The sequence below is a fragment of the Frankia sp. ACN1ag genome (assembly GCF_001414035.1).
In the GTDB taxonomy this organism is placed as follows: domain Bacteria; phylum Actinomycetota; class Actinomycetes; order Frankiales; family Frankiaceae; genus Frankia; species Frankia torreyi.
In genome coordinates this window covers 125,297-143,853 of the sequence record NZ_LJPA01000001.1, presented here as the reverse complement: position 1 = coordinate 143,853, position 18,557 = coordinate 125,297, and the positions used below count along the sequence as shown (strand labels likewise).

Annotated in this window: 16 protein-coding genes, 1 tRNA gene and 9 pseudogenes; 10 read left to right on the top strand and 16 right to left on the bottom strand. The window is 71.6% G+C overall.

Annotated elements, in window-relative coordinates:
- Positions 1 to 35: 35 nt before the first annotated feature.
- The 3 genes from egtC to egtA all read right to left on the bottom strand — a co-directional run.
- The coding region (gene egtC / locus UK82_RS00655; protein ID WP_236705313.1) for an ergothioneine biosynthesis protein EgtC at positions 36 to 828 on the bottom strand (793 nt) is incomplete at its 3' end.
- 4 nt (positions 829 to 832) lie between these two features.
- Positions 833 to 2,269 (bottom strand): ergothioneine biosynthesis protein EgtB, encoded by a 1,437-nt coding sequence (locus tag UK82_RS00650; protein ID WP_044885631.1) that lies wholly within the window; start codon positions 2,267 to 2,269, stop codon positions 833 to 835.
- Positions 2,251 to 3,795 carry an ergothioneine biosynthesis glutamate--cysteine ligase EgtA gene (gene egtA / locus UK82_RS00645; RefSeq protein WP_055406004.1) on the bottom strand — a complete coding sequence of 515 codons (1,545 nt, stop codon included), beginning with the start codon at positions 3,793 to 3,795 and terminating at the stop codon, positions 2,251 to 2,253. Before egtA ends, UK82_RS00650 begins: the two co-directional genes overlap by 19 nt.
- Before the next feature lie 379 nt (positions 3,796 to 4,174).
- Here egtA and UK82_RS00640 point away from each other — a divergent pair, with 379 nt between their 5' ends.
- From UK82_RS00640 to arfB, 3 genes are all read left to right on the top strand, one after another.
- Entirely contained in the window at positions 4,175 to 4,966 is a 792-nt protein-coding gene (locus UK82_RS00640; protein ID WP_044885629.1) for a nuclease-related domain-containing protein, read from the top strand.
- Between the two features lie 85 nt (positions 4,967 to 5,051).
- Positions 5,052 to 5,198, top strand: coding sequence for a DLW-39 family protein (locus UK82_RS00635; protein ID WP_009741505.1), 147 nt, complete (start codon positions 5,052 to 5,054; stop codon positions 5,196 to 5,198).
- An 88-nt stretch (positions 5,199 to 5,286) separates the two neighbouring features.
- A complete protein-coding gene (gene arfB, locus UK82_RS00630; RefSeq protein WP_055406003.1) occupies positions 5,287 to 5,721 on the top strand; it encodes an alternative ribosome rescue aminoacyl-tRNA hydrolase ArfB in 435 nt (144 codons plus the stop codon).
- A gap of 19 nt (positions 5,722 to 5,740) precedes the next feature.
- Here arfB and UK82_RS00625 read toward each other — a convergent pair whose 3' ends face one another.
- The 9 genes and pseudogenes from UK82_RS00625 to UK82_RS34710 all read right to left on the bottom strand — a co-directional run.
- Positions 5,741 to 6,088, bottom strand: a complete 348-nt coding sequence (locus UK82_RS00625; protein WP_044885628.1) for a hypothetical protein — start codon at positions 6,086 to 6,088, stop codon at positions 5,741 to 5,743.
- Positions 6,089 to 6,213: 125 nt separating this feature from the next.
- A pseudogene (locus tag UK82_RS34735) lies at positions 6,214 to 6,582 on the bottom strand (ABC transporter permease); the annotation flags it as partial.
- A gap of 1 nt (position 6,583) precedes the next feature.
- The coding region (locus tag UK82_RS42180) for an ABC transporter permease (protein WP_396230427.1) at positions 6,584 to 7,068 on the bottom strand (485 nt) is incomplete at its 3' end.
- Positions 7,065 to 7,824, bottom strand: a pseudogene (locus UK82_RS00615) (ABC transporter permease); the annotation flags it as partial. The pseudogene UK82_RS00615 and the gene UK82_RS42180, both read right to left, overlap by 4 nt.
- A gap of 1 nt (position 7,825) precedes the next feature.
- A pseudogene (locus UK82_RS42175) lies at positions 7,826 to 7,925 on the bottom strand (ABC transporter permease); the annotation flags it as partial.
- Positions 7,926 to 7,953: 28 nt separating this feature from the next.
- Positions 7,954 to 8,432, bottom strand: a pseudogene (locus UK82_RS34725) (extracellular solute-binding protein); the annotation flags it as partial.
- 1 nt (position 8,433) lies between these two features.
- On the bottom strand, positions 8,434 to 9,225 hold a 792-nt coding region (locus UK82_RS34720; protein ID WP_236705312.1), incomplete at its 3' end, for a PotD/PotF family extracellular solute-binding protein.
- 71 nt (positions 9,226 to 9,296) lie between these two features.
- Positions 9,297 to 9,751 (bottom strand): annotated as a pseudogene (locus tag UK82_RS34715) (TOBE domain-containing protein); the annotation flags it as partial.
- Position 9,752: 1 nt separating this feature from the next.
- Positions 9,753 to 10,481 (bottom strand): annotated as a pseudogene (locus tag UK82_RS34710) (ABC transporter ATP-binding protein); the annotation flags it as partial.
- 439 nt (positions 10,482 to 10,920) lie between these two features.
- Here UK82_RS34710 and UK82_RS00600 point away from each other — a divergent pair.
- The 4 genes and pseudogenes from UK82_RS00600 (at position 10,921) to UK82_RS00590 (ending at position 13,563) form a co-directional block, all read left to right on the top strand.
- Positions 10,921 to 11,823 carry a maleylpyruvate isomerase family mycothiol-dependent enzyme gene (locus tag UK82_RS00600; protein WP_052681129.1) on the top strand — a complete coding sequence of 301 codons (903 nt, stop codon included), beginning with the start codon at positions 10,921 to 10,923 and terminating at the stop codon, positions 11,821 to 11,823.
- A gap of 167 nt (positions 11,824 to 11,990) precedes the next feature.
- Positions 11,991 to 12,923, top strand: a pseudogene (locus UK82_RS00595) (ParA family protein); the annotation flags it as partial.
- 1 nt (position 12,924) lies between these two features.
- Positions 12,925 to 13,034 (top strand): annotated as a pseudogene (locus UK82_RS42170) (ParA family protein); the annotation flags it as partial.
- Positions 13,035 to 13,490: 456 nt separating this feature from the next.
- Positions 13,491 to 13,563, top strand: a tRNA-Ala gene (locus tag UK82_RS00590).
- A 339-nt stretch (positions 13,564 to 13,902) separates the two neighbouring features.
- Here UK82_RS00590 and acpP read toward each other — a convergent pair.
- From acpP to UK82_RS00575, 3 genes are all read right to left on the bottom strand, one after another.
- Entirely contained in the window at positions 13,903 to 14,139 is a 237-nt protein-coding gene (acpP, locus tag UK82_RS00585) for an acyl carrier protein (protein ID WP_009738523.1), read from the bottom strand.
- 685 nt (positions 14,140 to 14,824) lie between these two features.
- Positions 14,825 to 15,235 (bottom strand): DUF5615 family PIN-like protein, encoded by a 411-nt coding sequence (locus UK82_RS30840; RefSeq protein ID WP_082121917.1) that lies wholly within the window; start codon positions 15,233 to 15,235, stop codon positions 14,825 to 14,827.
- Positions 15,232 to 15,471 carry a DUF433 domain-containing protein gene (locus tag UK82_RS00575; RefSeq protein ID WP_044885621.1) on the bottom strand — a complete coding sequence of 80 codons (240 nt, stop codon included), beginning with the start codon at positions 15,469 to 15,471 and terminating at the stop codon, positions 15,232 to 15,234. Before UK82_RS00575 ends, UK82_RS30840 begins: the two co-directional genes overlap by 4 nt.
- A gap of 44 nt (positions 15,472 to 15,515) precedes the next feature.
- Here UK82_RS00575 and UK82_RS42165 point away from each other — a divergent pair, with 44 nt between their 5' ends.
- Positions 15,516 to 15,998, top strand: coding sequence for an HIT family protein (locus UK82_RS42165; protein ID WP_396230426.1), 483 nt, complete (start codon positions 15,516 to 15,518; stop codon positions 15,996 to 15,998).
- Between the two features lie 57 nt (positions 15,999 to 16,055).
- Here UK82_RS42165 and UK82_RS00565 read toward each other — a convergent pair whose 3' ends face one another.
- On the bottom strand, positions 16,056 to 17,399 hold the full coding sequence (locus UK82_RS00565) for a Dyp-type peroxidase (RefSeq protein WP_055406067.1): 1,344 nt from the start codon (positions 17,397 to 17,399) through the stop codon (positions 16,056 to 16,058).
- A gap of 837 nt (positions 17,400 to 18,236) precedes the next feature.
- On the opposite strand from UK82_RS00565, the gene UK82_RS00560 reads away from it, so the two are divergent.
- A complete protein-coding gene (locus UK82_RS00560) occupies positions 18,237 to 18,470 on the top strand; it encodes a hypothetical protein (RefSeq protein ID WP_044885620.1) in 234 nt (77 codons plus the stop codon).
- Positions 18,467 to 18,556: pseudogene (locus UK82_RS42160) on the top strand (DNA-binding protein); the annotation flags it as partial. The gene UK82_RS00560 and the pseudogene UK82_RS42160, both read left to right, overlap by 4 nt.
- Position 18,557 lies beyond the last annotated feature (1 nt).

The window sequence follows — 18,557 nt, the reverse complement described above, 5'->3', positions numbered from 1 at the left end:
GATCAAACTACGAAGAGTGACTTTGCGTGTGTCGNCCATGAGGAGATGATGGTCCGGAACGTCGACCCAGCCGGGTTCGTCGTCATCCGGCTCGCTTGTGATCAGGACGCCGTCGGGTTCCACCCGGTAGGACAGGCTGTCCAGCCAGGCGGTCGCCACGAGCTGGGTGCCGTCCGTCACCAGCAGGTTCAGCCGGGCCACGTCGTCGCCGGCCACCGCCGCCGGCTGCGGTGCGGGTTCCGGTCCCGTCCCGGACGCCCAGTCGCCGGCCCACGGCACGATGCCACCCGCCCGCCGGTCCGCGAGCCCGGCGCCGCTCAGGGACAGCACGACGTCGGCCACGGCGTCGGCCAGGGGGCGCTTCGCGGCCCGCTCCCAGACCAGCGCGGCCAGCAGCGCCGAGTCGCACGCGGAGTCGGGCGTCGGCGCATCGGGCCGCTCGCGCAGCAGCGCCCGCACGGCCGCGGGGTCGACGCGCCCGTTGTGGCTGAGCAGCCGGGTCCCATCGGTGAACGGAGCCGTCGAGGACTCCTCCACCGGCATGCCCACGCTGGCGCTGCGCACCGCGGCCAGCACACAGCCGGACGCGATCGCACCCGCCATCGACGCGTAGGAGGCGTCGGTCCACATCGGCACCGCGCGGCGCACCCGGGCCGGCTGCGCGCGCAGCCCCGGGGCGTACCAGCCGACCCCGAAGCCGTCGGCGTTGATCGTGCCGTGCCGCATCCGGCGCGGCGCCCAGGACTGGCGCAGCAGGCTGTGGGGTGCGTCCATGGTCAGCCGCGCCAGGGTGCGCGGCGCTCCGAGCCAGGCGAGGTGACGGCACATCGGTTCAGCCGGCGTCGCGGGCCAGGCGGAAGCCCGCGAAGATCTGGCGACGAATCGGGTAGTCCCAGTTGCGGAAGGTGGTGCGCACGGCCGCGGGATCCGTCGCCCAGCTTCCCCCGCGCAGGACCCGGAACGCCGAATCCGCCCCCGGCTTCGGGAAGAAGACCTCGCTGTACTCGCGGTAAGGATGGGACCGGAAACCCGGGTACGGGGTGAAACCGCTCGCGGTCCATTCCCACACGTCCCCGATCATCTGCTCGGCTCCGCAGGGACTCGCGCCCGCGGGAAAGGCCCCCAGCGGGGCCGGGCCACTCGTGCGATGCCCCAGGTTGGCATGCTCTGGCGTCGGATCGGTGTCCCCCCACGGATAGCGCCGTGAACGTCCGGTGGCCGGGTCGTGGGCGGCGGCCTTCTCCCACTCCGCCTCCGTGGGCAGCCGGCGGCCGGCCCAGCGGGCGTGCGCCTCGGCCTCGTACCAGCAGACGTGCTGGACCGGCTCGTCGAGCGGCACCGGCTCGACCCGGCCGAAGCGCCGGCGCAGCCACACCTCACCGTCGCGCCACCAGAACGCCGGCGCCGTCAGGTTCTCCTGCCGGCGCCACTGCCAGCCCGCGGGCGACCACAGCCGCTCGTCGTCGTAGCCGCCGGCGTCGATGAAGGCGATGTGCGCCCGGTTGGACACCGGCAGGGTGTCGATCCAGAACGCCGGCAGGTCCACCCGGTGCGCGGGCCGCTCGTTGTCGTAGGCCCAGGGCTCGGTGCTCGTGCCGAGCGTGCACGGCCCGGCCGGCACCAGCACCTCGGCGCGCGGGACGGTTCGTCCGGGCGGCGGCGCCTGTCCGGGGGCGAGCAGGGGCGGTCCGGCGCGGAGCTGATGGGTGGCGAGCATCGTCTCGTCGTGCTGGTGCTCGTGCTGGATGACCATGCCGTAGACGAAGCCACCGGCGAGCAGCCGGCGCCGGTCCGCGGCCGGGTCGCCGGGTCTGGCCGGCTCGCCGGGTCCGCCGGTGCCGGGAAGCGGCGGCGCGTCGGCCTCCCCGGGGCCGGTGGGCAGCGGCGCGAGCCGGTCGAGGGCGTCGAGGGTTCGGCCGCGGACCTCGTGCAGATAGGCGCGGGCCTCGGCCGGGTCGAGCAGGGCGAGGCGGATCCGGCTGGCCCGGCTGTGCCGGAAGGCATCGTAGACGTCGTCCAGGCCCGGCCGGGTCGCGGCGGCGTCGCCGAGCGCGCGCACCAGCCACAGGTCCTCGTAGTTGCCGATGTGGGCGAGGTCCCAGACCAGCGGCGACATCAGCGGCGAGTGCTGGCGGACGAGCTCCTCGGCGTCGATGTCGGTGTAGGTCAGCGAGCGCGCCCGCGCGAGGTCGAGCGCGCCGGCCACGGACTGGGCGGTGACCGGCGCCGCCGAGGGTGCCGGGTCCTGAGTCAGGCGACCGATACGCACAGTTGTGCCTCCTCGCGCAGCAGACCGGTCGGGCCGATCAGAATGAACCGCTCGGACAGCTCGTCGGCCGGACATCGGCCCCGCTGTGGATAACGCTCGGCGAACATCTCGACCGCGTCCGCGAGATCGGCGCAGCCGGCGCGGCGCAGCGCGGCGGCGGCCAGCTCCAGGCAGCGCACCGCCGCCAGCCTCAGGGGCTCGTCGGCCATGCCGAGCATCGCCGCCGCCGGCCAGCGCCGCGCCACCGGCGCGCAGGCCTGTGCCGCCCCCTCGGCGGCGACCGGATCGTCGAGCAGGGCGGTGGCCACCGCCACCGCCACCCGCCAGCCCTCCCCCGGCTGAGCGTCGAGGTAGCGCAGCTCCCACCAGCCCCGCGGGCGGACGGGCGGGAACAGCGTCGTCGCGTGGTATGCCAGATCGTCGAGTGTGGGCGCCCGCTCGACCGGGCCCCGCCCGGCGATCCAGTCCCCCAACGTGTGCCCGCCGGTGGCCGCGACGAAGCGGCGGTCCTCGCCGGGCCCGCTGTCGCCCGTGGGGTCGCCGATCATCATCAGTTTCGCCTCCAGCAGGTACCGCGCCCAGCGGCCGGCGAGATCGCCGGGGCGTGCCGCCGCCGCGCCGGGCCCCGCGTCGCCGCCCGCCGCCGGCAGCGCGGGCAGGTCCAGCACGGAGCCGGTGCGGCTCGCGTCGATACCCGACCAGACCGCCTGGCGGGTCGAGCGCCAGCCGGTACGCCGGCCGGTCAACGCCGGCGAGGCGGCGAACATCGCGGTCAGCACCGGCCCGACCGCATGAGCCAGCCGAAACCGGTCGGCCGCCTGCGCGGGCGTGGCACCGAGATCCAGATTCACCTGGACGGACGCGGTCGAGAACATCATCACCTTGCCGGAGGTCCCCCCACCGGTACGGAAGTGCTCCTCCATGGCGGCGTACCGGGACGCGGTGGTCTGGCGTACCCCGGCGCGCAGCGGGTCGACCCCCATCCCGACGATCGCGAGGCCGTCCTCGGCCAGCGCCGCCCGCACCAGGTGCAGATCCGCGGCGGTGGACTGGACGGCGGCGGCGAGCCCGGCCGGCGGACCCGACAGCTCCAACTGGCCGCCGGGCTCGAAGGTGAGCCGGCTGCCCCCCGGCAGGACCGGCCCGGCGGCGCCGGTGGTCAGGCCGGCGATCCGGTCGAGCGCCCGGCGGGTTCGCACGGGCGGGACCGGCCGGTGGACCGCCCGGCTGTCCACGACGAACCACTCCGTCTCGATCCCCACCGACGTTCCGAGGCGCGCGACATCGCCGGCGGGTACCGAGAGCGACCCACCCGCGGGGATCTCGGTCGGGGTGACGCAGCCGGCGGCGAAGGCCCATACCGCGTCGAGGTCGACCGGCCGCTCCGGGTGAGCCGACTCCGGGCGAGCCGGGGCGGATGGCTGTCCGGTAGGCGACTGTCGGCTTGGCGACGGCGCTGCGGGCGACCGGTGGGACGACAGAGGCTCATCGTCCCCGGATCCCCGGAGTGTCACGTGACGTGGCATTCTGCGGCTCCTTCTCGGTGCTACCACCGGCCGGCACGGCGCCCGGTGGCGGCCTTCCCGGGGGATTCTCCCCTGCACGGCCCGCCCCCTACCCGGCGGTCGCGTGTGGTGTCGCCTCGGCCGGTTCGCCGACGGGTGGTATAGATGTGGGTTCAACGTGGTTCTCGCTCGCATATTCCACGCCCCTGACCCTGTCGCTGTTGTGTATTCGATGGAATGGTGACCGGGATGGACCAGAAAGCCGGTAGCGCGCCGTGACGAACTGGCGCCCGACCCGGTCCCGGACCCGGAGACAACGCCGAGCGCGACGGCGTCATGACGGCGCCGGGAGGTGGTGACCGCGGCCGTGTCCGATCGACAGTCAGCGGGACGTTCGGCCATGGCCGAGTACCTGCGGCGCAAGCAGTTGTATTCCGCCGAACGCGGAGATCACAAAGGTCGGGCGCTGGCCACCGGCGGGGCCCTCGCGGTGGGTGCGGCCCTGGTCATCGCCGTGCTGTGCGCCCTCGCCGGGTTGCCCGGCGTCGGAACCGCCCAGCTTGCGGTGCTTGCCGCGCTCGCGGTCGGTGTCGTCGGCGCCGTGCGCTTCCTGCGTACCCCGCCGGAGATCGAGGCCTGGCGCGAGGACGCGGAGGCCGAACGCAGCACCGCCCGCGCGCTCGACCGACTGGTCCGCGCCGGCTACACCGTCCTGCACGATCGTTGCCTGGCGGACTCGGCCGGCAACATCGACCACCTCGTCATCGGGCCGTCCGGGGCCTGGGTGATCGAGACCGACGCCCACCAGGGGCCCGTCCGGCAGAACGCGGCCGGTGTCTGGGCCGGCAAGGTGCCGCTGCGGGCGATGCTCGGCCTGGTGGCGTGGATGGGCGAGGAGGCCACCGCCCAACTGCTCGGCGAGCTGCCGGACGGCTGGCAGCTCGAGGTCCAACCGGTCGTCGCCTTCGCCCGCGCCGAAGTTCCGGCCGGCCTCGCCCTCGTCGAGGGCGTGCTCCTGCTGCCCGCCACCGGGGTGGCCGAGTACGTCCTGTCCGCCGGGGTGGTGCTGCGGCCCATCGACGTGGCGATGCTGGTCGACGTGGCCGAGCGGGCGTTCCCCGCCTACGAGGTGTCGGGGCCGCCGCCGTCCTGGCCCGCCCGCTCTCGGCTGCGCGGACTGCTGCGTCGCTGACCCGTCGCGGACAGGCCGGCGATGGTCGGGATACCGTGGAACGACTGAGCCACCCCCGGCCGAGGACGCCGACGAAGGAGTCGACATGGCGCGCAAGATGACCGTGCTGGCGCTGCTGGCTGGTGCGGGGGCCGCCTTCTCCGCCGCCCGGCGGCGATCCCGGGGCAAGGAGGAGATCGACCTCTGGCGGGAGGCGACGTCCACCACCGGGTCTCCGGCCGGCGGCCGCTGACCGGCAGCGCGGCGGCGGCGCGCCCGCAGCGGCTCGGCGGCGCGGAACTCGCCTGACGTCGCGTCCGTCGTCGGGCACCATGGGAGCCATGCTGCCCCGTGAGATCCCGGTTCGCCCGGGTCTCGTACTGCCCTCGGCCGAGCTGCGCTGGCGGTATTCGCGCTCGTCGGGGCCGGGTGGCCAGTCGGTGAACACCTCCGACTCGCGGGTGGAGCTCTCCTTCGACGTCGCCGGCTCGCCGGCGCTGTCACCGACGCTGCGGCAGCGCGCACTCGCGCGCCTGGGCGACCGGCTCACCGACGGCGTGTTCACCGTCGTCGCCAGCGAGCAGCGCTCGCAACTGCGCAACCGGGAGGCCGCGCTCGACCGGCTGGTCGACGCCCTGCGGATGGCGACCGCTCCACCACCGCGGCCGCGGCGGCCGACGCGGCCCTCGCGCGGGGCCGTCGAGCGGCGCCTGCAGGCGAAGAAGCAGCGGTCCGCGACGAAACGGGACCGCCGCAGCCGGCCCCCCGACGACTGAGCCCGACGCTGCCGCGTGGTCAGAGTTCGACGATGCCGACGTCGGCGACGAGCATGCCGAGCAGGCCCGTAGGCGCGGCGAGGTGCAGCTCGATGCGGGTCGCGGGGGCCAGATCCTCGACCACGCGCAGCGGGACGTGGACCGAGCCGCGGGCGCCGATCGGGAAGAAGCGCATCGGCGCACCGTCACGCTGCAGGATCAGACAGATCAGCTCGTCGGTCGAGTTGCCGCCGCGAAAGTACAGCGGCTGGGCGGTGACGCCGGCCGGGACCACGTAGCTGAACGCCGGCCCAAGCGGGAACGGCGCGTCCAGCCCCCTGCCCTCGAACGGGACGATCCCCTGCAGGAAGCGGGGCGTGGTGAACATCCCCACCTCCTCCCCTCGAGGCCTGCGCGCTTCCCTCGGGGCCTGCGCACGCAGGCCGTCGGTACGCCGCTGTCCCGGGGATTTTCGCGCGAGCGTGTTTCCGTCATGTTACGGCTGGCTCAGGGTCAGATCCGACGGCGGCGCAGCAGGAGCGCATTGCCGAGCGCGAGCAGCACGCCGACCACGAAGATGATCGTGGCCATCACGTTGACCTGGGGCGGCACACCGACCCGGGTGGCGCCGAAGACCCACAGCGGGAACGTCAGGGTGCTGCCGGCGTTGAACGTCGTGATGACGTACTCGTCGATCGACATCGCGAAGGCGAGCAACGCCCCCGAGGCCACTCCCGGCAGGATGAGCGGCAGCGTGACCAGGCGGAACGTGGTGAACGGGCCGGCGCCGAGGTCGCGTGCGGCCTCCTCGACGGAGCTGTCGAAACCGGCGAGCCGGGCCCGCACGACCACCGCCACGTAGGAGATGTTGAACATGATGTGNGCGATGAGGATGGTCAGGTAGCCCCGCGGCACGCCCATCGTGATGAACAGCGACAGCAGCGACGCGCCGAGCACCACCTCGGGCGCGGCGATGTTGGCGAACATCAGCAGCTCCACGCCGCCACGACCGCGGAAGCCGTGCCGGCCGAGCGCGAGGCCCATCAGGGTGCCGAGCACGGTGGCCACGGCGGTGGACAGCAACGCGATCGTCAGCGAGTTGACCAGCGCGGTGGTGAGGTCGGGGATGGCGAACAGCTCGCCCCACCAGCGCAGGGTGAAGCCGTTCCAGGTGTTGTTGCGCTTGCCCACCCGGTCGTTGAAACCGAACACGATCATCACGATGATCGGTAGCACCAGCCAGAGCAGGATCAGCCAGGTGTAGGCGTGCAGGAGCCGCTCACCCAGCCGCCCGCCGCGCCGGCCGGACCGAGAGCGGCCGTCGCCCGCCGGGTCGAGGCGGGCCGGTGTGGCCTCCAGGATGGTCACCGTGCGCTCAGCTCCAGGACGTCCCTGGTGCCGAGCAGGCGGGCGTAGACGAAGATCCCGACAAGCAGCACGGCCATCAGGATGAACGACACCGCCGAGGCGAGGGGGTAGTCCGCGTTCGTCAGGTAGGTCGTCTGGATGATATTCCCGATCATGGTGGTGTTCGTGCCGCCGAGGACGTAGGCGTTGACGAAGTCCGACGTCGCCGGGACGAACGTGAGCAGGAATCCGGCGAACACCCCGGGCATCGACAGCGGCAGGACGACCCGGCCGAACACCCCCCGGCGGTTCGCGTACAGATCGTCGGCGGCCTCCAGCAGCCGCGGGTCGACCCGCTCCAGCGCCACGTAGATCGGCAGCAGCATGAACGGGAAGAAGTTGTACGTCAGGCCCGCGACGACCGCGAACGAGGTGGCCAGGACGTGGAAGTCGGCCGGCAGCAGCCCGGCATCCTTCAGGTTGCCGAGCACGATGCCGTCGTCGGCGAGCAGGAACTTCCAGGAGACCGTGCGGATGACGAAGGAGACGAAGAACGGCAGGAGCACGAGAAACAAGTAGTTCGACTTGTTCCGGCCCGCGTGGAAGGCGATCCAGTAGGCCATCGGATAGGCCAGAAGAATCGTCGCCACCGTGGCGATCAGGCCAAAGATCAGTGAGCGGATGAACTGGGTGTCGTAGGTGGTGATCGCGTCGGCGTAGACGCCGACGTCGAAGGTCTGGGTGAAGCCGTCGACGACGTTTCCGGTCTGCAGGGAGNCCGACAGCATGACCGCCATCGGCACGACGAAGAAGATGGCCAGCCACAGCCCACCGGGCAGGACGAGGAAGTAGGGGGCGAGGGCCCCGGCCCGCCGCCTCACCGCGCGCCCGTGCCGACGGTGGCCGTCACGACTGGTAGACCGGCTGGAAGATGCGGTTCCACACGGTCTCCTCGGCGGTGGTCAGCACCCGGAACCGGCTGACCCGGGAGAGCTCGTCCGCGGTCGGGAACAGCAGGGTGGATTTCGCCAGATCCGCCGGGACGTGCTCGGCGGCCTTCGGCACCGGCGTGATGTAGTTGATGTACTCGGTGAGCATTCCGGCGATCTCGGGCCGGTAGACGAAGTCCATGTAGGAGATGGCATCCACCGGGTGCGGCGCGGTCTTCGGGATGCACATGTTGTCCGTCCACAGCAGACCACCCTCGGCCGGCACCACGAACTTCAGGTTCGTGCCGGTGGCGATCTGCTGGTAGACGTCGCCGGACCAGGCCATCGAGATCCACAGGTCCCCGCCGGCCAGGGCGTCGATGTAGGACTGGTCGTAGTACTTGCGGACAATTCCGTCCCGGCGCTGCGCGGTGAGCTTCGCGGCGGCCTTCTTCCNGTCGTCCGGGGTGGATTTCGCCGGATCGACGCCGATGCCGAGCAGAGCGAGGTTCGGCAGATCCTGGTTGTCACCGAACATGCCGACCTTGCCGGCGAACTTCGGGTCGAACAGGTCGTTGTAGCTGGTGATCTCGCGGCCGGTCTTCGCCGGGTTGTAGGCGATTCCGGTGAGCCCGGACTGCCAGGGGATCGTGAAGGCGTTGCCCGGGTCGTACGTCGGGTTCTTCACGCTCGGCGAGGCGTTCGCGGCGAACGTCGGCAGCCTGGCGTGATCGAGCGGCGCGAGGTAGCCGAGCTGCATCACCCGGCTCAGCGTGATGCCGTTGGTGAGCACCATCAGGTCGTAGCCGATCGACCTGCCGGCGGCCAGCGTCGGTCGGATCTGCGCGAAGAACGACTCGTTGTCCTGGATCACCTCCCGGTAGGTGACCTTGATGCCGGTCTCCTTCGTGAAGATGTCCAGCGACGGATGGTCGGCGTCGGTGGAGCCGACGTCCATGTACAGCGGCCAGTTCGCGAAGTCGAGGGTGCCGGCCTTCGTCCGGTCCTTCCAGAACGACGCGGCATCCGCGCCTGCGGAGTCCTTCTTCTCGCCGCTGACGCCGCAGGCGGCGAGAAACGCCGCCCCACCGGCCAGCCCTGCGAACCGCAGCAGACCGCGGCGGCCGAACCGGGCCTGCGTCAGGCCGCGCAGCATCGCGGGGTCCGCAAGCGCCGCGGCGTGCAGATCACCGCCGCTTCGGTGGTTGCCGGAGCGGCCGGTGTCGCCGGGGGTGTCGGGCTGCGTCACGGTGCGCGTTCCTCCGCATCGGGGCAGGCCCGGCCGGTATGCCTGCCGGGCCCGCGTGCTGGTCTGCGCTGTCAGTGGGAGACCCGGTAGGCCACCGGGTCCGTCGAGGTCCCTGCCGCCGGGTCGACCGCCTCGGCCGGGTCGACCGAGGCGGGCAGGGCAACCGCCTCGGGCAGGGCAACCGCCGCAGGCAGGGCAATCGCCTCGGGCTGGTCATCGGCCTCGGGCAGGTCAACCGACTCAGGCAGGACGTAGGAGTGTTCCGGCAGCCAGGACAGCCAGATCTCGTCCCCGCGTTCGGCGATGTTGCTGGCGCCGGTCGAGTTCTGCCAGAACACGGTGATCTCGTTGCCGCCGTGGGTGGCGACCGTGTACGTCGTGTAGGTGCCGAGGTAGACGACCTCGACGATCCGGCCGCGCAGCGCGCAGCCTGGCCCGTCCGGACGGGTCGCCGACATCTCGATCTTCTCCGGGCGGACGGTCAGCTCGACCTGGTCCCCGGCGCGCAGCGGGCCCGTCTGCGGGTNCAGCGGGGCGCTGAGCCGCTCCTCGACGCCGGCGTCGAGGACGACCGTGGGGCGCCCGTCCGGGCCAGCCGCGTCGACCGCGCGCACGGTGCGGCGCAGCAGGTTCGACGTGCCGATGAACCCGGCGACGAAGCGGGTCCGGGGCCGCTCGTAGATGTCGCGCGGCGAGGCGAGCTGCTCGACCCGGCCGCCGTTCATCACCGCGATCCGGTCGGACATCGTCAACGCCTCGCCCTGGTCGTGCGTGACGTAGACGAAGGTGATGCCCACCTCGCGCTGGATGGCCTTGAGCTGGATCTGCATGGTCTGGCGCAGTTTGAGGTCGAGGGCGCCCAGCGGCTCGTCGAGCAGCAGCGCCGCCGGCCGGTTGACCAGCGCGCGGGCCAGTGCCACCCGCTGCTGCTGGCCGCCGGAGAGCTCCCGCGGCCGCCGGTCGGCCAACTCCGACAGCTCGACGAGGTCGAGCATCGACCCGACCCGCTCGCGCAGCTCACGGCCCTTCACCCCGCGCCGGCGCAGGCCGAACGCCACATTGCCGGCCACGTCCAGGTGCGGGAACAGGGCGTAGCTCTGGAAGACGAGGTTGACGTCCCGGCGGTTCGGTGGCACCGCGGTGACGTCGCGGCCCTGCAGCAGGATGCGACCGCGGGTCGGTTCCTCGAAGCCGGCGATCATCCGCAGGGTCGTCGATTTGCCGCACCCCGACGGCCCGAGCAGCGAGAAGAACTCNCCCGACCTGATCTCAAGATCGACGCGGCTGACCGCCGGCACCGCCCGGCCGCGGGACTGGTAGTCCTTGGCCACCCCGACCAGCTCGATCGCCGCCGGCACCCCGGTCGCGGCGTCGCGGATGTCGGCGTCGCCGGTCACGGTGTCGCCGGTCGCCGTCACGTCGTCACCACGGGCATCGCTCAGCTCGCATCCGCCCTCGGCCTCCGTCTGTCGCCCATCCCGACACCGCAATGACCTGACGGCGCTGTCCAGTCGGGTTCGACCCTCCCAGCAGCCTCGCGGGACAGCAAGGGATCGGGCGGTAAAGAGTCTGTGTCGCGACTGATTCAATTGTGATCTTGATGTGAAGCCGGGCTTTCCTGCGATGTTCGGACCATCGTCACGGGAATGGCGTTTCGCCTGGCGTATCGCCGCCCGCAGGGGGCACGGTGGGAGCATGGCTGCCCCGTCATCTCCCCGACCATCCGTCCTCGGTGTGCCCGAGGCCGACGCCGACGCGGCTGCCGACCGTGAGTTCGGCCCGGTTCTCGGCGGCGTGGGCCCCGACCCGGGGCCGGCGCAGGAGTCCGGCATCGAGTCGTCGGCGTCGTCCGCGGCCTGGTCCGCCGGCCCCGACTACCTGCCCTCCGTGGTGCCGCACGACCGCCTGGCCGGCTGCGCCGCCGCCCACCGTCGGCTGCTGGACCTGGTGGAGCGGGTGGACGACGACGCGCTGCGCCGCCCGTCGGGGCTGCCCGGGTGGACTGTCGCCCACCTGCTCACCCACCTGGCTCGTAACGCCGAGGGCCACAGCGGGATGGTCGAGGCCGCGACCGGGGGCGACGTTCGCGACCAGTACCCGGGCGGTCAGGAGCAGCGCGACGGTGACATCGCCGCCGGCCGCGACCTGCCCGCCGCCACCGTGCGGGCCGAGGTCGCCGCCGCCGTCGTGCGGTTGGAGCGGGCCTGGGACGCCGTCCACGTCGACGTCTGGCGCACCGGCTTCGGCCGGGTCAGCACGTACGGCGTGACGACCCTCGCCGATCTGGTCTTCCTGCGGTGGCGGGAGACCGAGATCCACCTCGTCGATCTTGCTCTCACCGACCTCGGTGGCCCCCGCTGGGCGGATCTGAGCCCCGCCTATGTCGAGGTCGAATGGGCCTGGGCCGTGCGGGGCCTGCCGGCGCGGCTGCCGGCGGAGGTGACCGTCCTGCTCGCACCGGGCGACCGGCCGTCGACCGCGGTCGGGCGGGGGGATGAGCTGGTCGTCGTCGACGTCCCGACCATCCCCGCGCTGGCCTGGCTGACCGGCCGCGACCCGGGCCGTCCCGAGTGGCCCGCGCTCGGCCCCTGGTGGTGACCGGCGGGAGCCCGCCGCCGAGAGGCGACCGCCCGGGGTAGGAGTCTCCCGCTCACGCCCGTGAATCGGGCAGGCGAGAGAATGCCCGGCGTGTCGGACAACAGGGACAACCGGGGTGAGGCCACACAGGGCGGGCGGCGGGACCACGGGCGCGATCGGATCCGCGCATGATCACGATGGCGCTGTTCAACAACAAGGGTGGCGTCGGTAAGACGACCCTGGCCTACCACCTGGCGCACATGCTTCAGCGGATGGGCCACCGCGTGCTCGCCGTCGACCTCGACCCGCAGGCGAACCTGACCGCGCAGTTTCTCGACGAGGACGAGCTGACCCGGCTCTGGGCGGAACCGGAGGACACCGCGTCGTCGGCGCCGAAGCCCGTCGAGTTCGACGTGCGTCCCGCGCGGGTCTTCCCCGGCACGGGGACGATGGCCACCGCCATCGCGCCGATCATGGAGGGCATCGGGGACATCGAGCTGCCCGACCCGGTGATGATCGAGGACGGACTGTGGCTGCTGCCCGGGGACGTCGAGCTGAGTGTCTTCGAGGACCGGCTGTCCGCCGCCTGGCCGAACAGCTTCCTCGGCAAGGACATCGCCGCGCTGCGGACGACGACGGCGCTGCACCGGGTCATCGACAACGGCGCCCGGAGCGTCGGCGCGGAGATCGTGCTCATCGACGTCGGTCCGAACCTCGGCGCCATCAACCGCGCGTCGCTGCTGTCCGCCGATACGGTGCTCATGCCGCTGGCCGCCGACCTGTTCTCGCTGCGCGGACTGCGCAACCTCGGTCCCACGCTGCGGGAATGGCGTTCGACCTGGCAGGGCACCGTGCTGCCGAAGGTGCCGGAGCGGATCCCGGCGCCCCGCGGCCTGATGATGCCGATCGGGTACATCGTCATGCAGCCGCCCGCCCGCGCCGACCGCCCGGCCAAGGCCCATGACCGCTGGCTCGACCGCATCCCCGAGGTCTTCGCGACCTCGGTGCTCACCAGCGGCAACCCCGGCCCGCACGACCGTTCCTTCGAGATCGCGACCCTGCGCCACTACGCCAACCTGATCCCGCTGGCCCACGACGCCCGCAAGCCCATGTTCGAGCTGNGCGCCGGCGACGGCGCCCTCGGCGGCACCCAGACCGCCGTCCGCCGCTGCTACTCCGACTTCCGCGACCTCGCCGTCAAGGTCCGCGAACGCCTCGCCTTCATCGACCCCNCCCTCCGCCGCTCCTGACCCGCCGGCCACCGCGACCCGGCCCGCACTGCGGTGACCCGGCTGGGTTACCGCGACGTGGAGTCGCTCCGACCACAGCCCCCCGAGGGTCAGCGAGGAGTTATCCACAGGTCTCCTCGGTGACCTCCAGCGGTTAGCGCGGGAGTTGTCCGCAGGACAGGCGTCACAGCCCCGCGAAGGGCAGCGTGAAAGTTATCCACAGGACCCGTGCCGCGACTCTCGGAGGGCAGCGTCGGAGTTATCCACAGCGGCGGGAGCCGCGCCACCCTGCTCCCGGGCAGGCACCGAATCGGTCGGACAACGCCCCGGGAGCAGGTGCTGACGCGCCGGCCTCCCACCCTGGTGAAGGTCCGAGATGGTCTCGATGCCGTAAGCTAGGGGGCGCTTCACCGAGCGGCGCCCGCCTCCGGGCGGCGCGGCCCGGCCGAGGCAGGTCCAGGGGGCGTAGCTCAATTGGCAGAGCACTGCCTTTGCAAGGCAGGGGTTCGGGGTTCAAGTCCCCGCGTCTCCACGCGCTGATTCCTCGTGTTCGCTGCCCTTCGGGCAGCTTCCCACCAGCCGTGATGCTGGCCGGGGGGACGACCCCCCGAACCCCCCGGATGTGGCGTGGCAGCTACCTAAGATCGTTATGTAGCCAGTTCTGTAGCCAAACGGCGAAGGCCCCGTACGAGTACGGGGCCTCCATTGCTACCGCACGGCTGGGCGGGACAGGACGAACACCAGGATCACGATCCAGACGATGACCCGGATGATTCGTTCCTGCCGCAGGCGGCAGCAGGATCTCCTCCATCAGGTCCGAGTAGCCGTCGTCCCACGGCGCGCAGATCGCGTGGACAGCCCGGCAGCGTGCCTACCGCCGGCGCGCGTTGATCCAGTCGATGGCATCCTGCACGGTGTTGATCTCCTCGGCGTCCTCGTCGGAGATACCGATGGAGAACTCCTCTTCCAGGGCCACGCCCAACTCGACAAGGTCCAGGGAGTCCGCTCCCAGGTCCTCGACGAATGACGCGTTGTTCGTCACCTCTTCCGGTTTGACGTTCAGCTGCTCCACGACCACGTTCTTGACGCGCTCCTCGACGGTGGACACTCCGCGGCCTCCTGCTCCGACGTGCATGGGAACGGACACGACCCGCATGTTCTCTGATCGGTCCACGCAGCGAGCTCCGTCGCCCACCCCTGATGAGTGATGCTCGCCACGTGGGCTCTGTCCCGTCTGGCGCCATGCCCGCCCGGCCGCGGGTAGCAGCGCCTGTAACAACGGGCGCGTCGTCGGCGGACGACCATGTATGCCGACGTACACCGCGACCTGCGAACAAGCCGACGCAGCAAGGAGCGGAGCTCGCCTTCCAGGCACCGGGCCGAACCCGGGGCAGGACGCGGACTCGTGTAGCCAACTGTGTAGCCAAGCCGGCGGACGTCTACGGACGGCGGTGGTCGATGGCGGTGGAGACGGCCAAGGAGAAGCGGGTGCAGTGAACCGCCATGGACGCCAGCGAACGGAGCGGACCGACTTTGCAAGGCAGGGGTTCGGGGTTCAAGTCCCCGCGTCTCCACGCGCCGGATTCGGCTGTTCGCTGCCCTTCGGGCAGCTTCCGGTTGACCGTGCTGTCTGCCCGGGGGACGACCCCCTCAGACCCCCGATGTGGCGTGACGGCTTCTTAAGATCGTGATGTGGCCGAGTGCGTGGCCAGACAGGTCAGCTTGAGCTTCGATCTCGGTGCGAACCGCGTCTACTTCGTCCTTCGAGGCGAGGAAGGCCCCCTGAACCAATCTCACCGGACCCTTCTGCGACTCTGCCGGGTTCCGGCTGCAAAGGAGTGCCGGGCAGTCTGTCGGCGGATCCGGAGCAGGCCGTTATGCGCCACGGACACGGCTCCAATAAGATCGTTTAGGTCGTGATTTGTGACGAGATCTTCGGCGGCCGCGATCGCGGCACGTGCGGACTGATCGTCAAGCCGGAAGACCGCGATTCCGCTGTGCGACCCAGGCGGATAAGCACGGATGTTCCCGAAGCCACGGTCGAGGGTGAACACCATGCGGTTCTCGTCGACCGCAGCCGCGAGTACCTCAGGATCGGAGCGGCCTGCCAGGCCCTCGGCGCACACGGTGTCGGCGTCGATCCCGTGCTTGGCAAGCCTTTCAGCGAGTGAGACAGGTAGGCCCTTGTCGAGCTTGACACTCACGGGACAGTATGAAGCGGCACGAGATCCTCCCGGGCCAGGCGCGCGCCGTACGCAGCGGCGGCCCGGATCCCTGCCACGGTCAGTGACGGGTACTCCGTGACAATCTCCTCACCCGACATGCCGTCGGCGAGGCAGTCGAGCACGACGCTCACGGGCACCCGGGTCCCCCGGATGTAAGCCTGCCCATGGCCGACCGAGGGGTCGACCACGACGAGCGCCAGGAGTTCGTCCGCCATGCCTCCCAGTATGGGCCCTGATTCCAGCGCTGGCCGCCCGTCACGTGATCCAGAACGTGGCATGGTTGACGGCTCGAGGCGCACGCCAACCGCCAGCGGCCTTCACCAAGATCACTGCATGGCTGTCCCGGGCCGTCCCGAGCGCCGAGTCTGCCGAGACCCGTGACTGTGCCCGATCCGTCGGCCAAGGCGGCGATGGTGTGGGAAGTTCGGCGGGTGGACGCGAAGGCGGAGCCGTGCATTTTCTGCGCAATCGTGCGGGGGGCGGCGCCGGCGTGGATTGTCGACGAGGACCGCTGGACAATGTCGTTCCTCGACATCACGCCGGCGGGCAGGAGGTCTTTCACCTGCATGTCCACCTTGTACCCCGCTACACAGGTGACCAGCTTGTCCAACGGTGGCCTGCGGACCGGGCGAGCCCGGCGGACCTGGCCAGGACCTGGGAGTCACTGCGTCCGTCAGGCCACGGCCAGCACGACCAACACGGCCAGCACGACCAGGACGACCGGCAACCGGATCATGGCTGACCGCCACGCTCGCCACGACGATCTGCCAGCGGCGCACCCCCTCGGGACGGGACCGGTTCAGGCGTCCTCGAGCAGGGCTTGGGCGAGGTAGCCGCCCGGGCTGGGTATGGGTGGGACCGCGAACAGGGCGCTGGATGTGTGGCGGGTGAAGGCGTTCAGCGCGTCGGACGCGGCCATCGTCCGCTGGATCGGGACGAAGGCCGTCCGCGGATCGGCCTGGTAGGCCGCGAAGAACAGGCCCGCGTCCCGGGCGCCCGTCGGATCCAACCCGTCGTCGTAGGAGTAGCTGCGCCGGTACAGGACGGCACCTCCGTTCACCGGCGGGCTCGACACCCGGACGTGGGCGTCGGCGGCGATGGCGAATTGGCCGTCGGCACGGCGGACATTGATGTCCGGCACGGTGAACGCCGTGCCGCCGGGGCCGGCCGACAGCGGGACGCCGTCGGACTCCCGCCGGCCGATCACCTCGTCCCGGTCCGACTCGTCGAGTCGTTCCCAGGCGTCGAACAGCATCCGGATGCGCCGGCAGACCAGGTAGCTGCCGCCGCGCATCCACGCGGGCTCCCCCGAGGCCCAGACGGCCTGATCGAACTGGGGTGTGCCCGGCTGTGGGTTGCCCATCCCGTCGAGCTGCCCCATCAGGTTGCGGTGTGTGCCCGGGGGGTCCGCCGAGTCGGGATCGGTGGGCAGGAATCCCCACTGCTCCCAGCGGGCGGTCGCGAACGGCGCGGCGAGCGCACCCATCCGGGCTGCGGCCGCCACGGCCGCCGCCGGATCGGTGGCGCACACCTGCACCCCGAGGTCCCCGCCGCTGCGGGCCGGGTCGAGCTGATCGCCGGGCATCGCCGGAATGTCGGTGAGCTCCCCGGGAACCCGCCCGTCGAGGCCTGCGCGGCGCAGCGCCGACGCGCCGAGCCCGACGGTGACGGTCAGCCCCGCCCTGCCGTCGCCCCTCGCGTCCGGGTCGCCGCCGTCCGGCGCCGGCACGGTCGTCAACGCCGCCGCGCCGGATGTCCACGCGCGCAGCACCGCCGCGAGCGACGAGCGCGCCGTGTCGGGATCGGCAGCGGTCAGGTCGTAGGCGGTGAAGACCAGCCAATCCGGGGGAGGGTCGGCGATCCCGGGCTGGTGGCGGGCGTCGTCGGCGGCCAGGGCGGTGCCGACCCCGCGGCCGGGCAGTCCCCTCGGGGCGAGAGCGCCGCCGATGATGCCGGCGCCGCCGAGCAGTCCCGCGTTGCCGATCAGCCGCGCGGTGCTGAACAGCCGCGCAGCGCCGAGCAACCCGGCGGTGCCGAGCACGCCGCGCCGGTGCGGATCCCGCGACTCGGGGGACTGCCCGGCGACCCGCTCGGGGGGCCGATCCGCCGGCCGCCGGAAGGCGGCCGGAGCCCGGCCCTCCACCAGCACGTCATCGGATAGTCGAACTGCGTCATCGTGGCCTTGCGCCGCGTCCGCCGGATGCATGGGCATCATGTGACCAGTAACAGAAAGCGATGACACGTAACCGACGGTCTGCATCGCTCGTGTCGCCGGACATCCGGCTCAGGGACGGACCTCATGGACGCGCCGCGCCGCGCCACGGTCGAGGACGGGCATCGCGCGCCAGTGAGCACGAGTCAGCCTTCGCGCCGTGGAACGCGCGATCTTCTCCTACGCCGCCGGCACGCCCAAGGTCGGCGTACCAGTCCCACGGCAACCGCCCCCACCGGCCATTCTCGGGAGTAACAAGGGATCGGCGGCCCAGGCCACGTCGAAGGACCTCGGGCAGGCATTGCCCCGCCAGGTGCCGGCCGGCCCTCAGGAGGAGGCGGCTCCGACCGGAATCGGTTCGATGAAGAGATCCCGATGACGAGTCGTACTACGCCGACCCGGGCGCGATCCCGCGCGGAGGAGCGGACGAGCCGGGAATGCGTGACGGAAGAGGTGCCTGGTGGGTAGCTTTCTCCTCCCGCCGGGTGCCAGCCTCTTCGGACTGGCGTTTGTTCTGTTCGGTGACTCCCGCACCCTGGTGACGGCGGTCAGCAGTCGACCGAAGAAGGCTCGCCACTGGGCCGCGAAGAAAGCGGCGGACCGGGTCGCGGCGGTGGTCGATCACCTCGACGGGCCTGGTCACCCGCTTCCCGTCGCGGAACTGGTCTCGCGTGACGCTCGACGCCGGCAGGTCACCTTACGCGCGATAGTCCTGGTTGCTCCGCCCTACCTGATCGGAACTCTCGGCTTCCTTGGTACTCGATCACGATGCCTCGGGACGTCGCGGAGGCCGCCCGTGCCCGCAGCGGCCCCTCGGGGCTGTCCGCCTACGTCGCCGCGGCTGTCGCCCGCCAGATCGAACGGGACAACCTCAACGAGCTCATCTCGGTCGCCGAGGCCGACCATGGGCCGATCGGTGAGGAGGAGATCCAGGCCAGGCGGGACATCCTGCTGCAGGCCCGCCGCCAGCAGCAGCGTCCGTCCGATCCGCACGCGGCGTGACCCGTCCGGCCGCGGTGCCGGGCGGCACCCTGGTCCTGGACAGCGAGGGGCTCGCCAAGGCCGTCCAGCGGGACCGCGACGTCACCN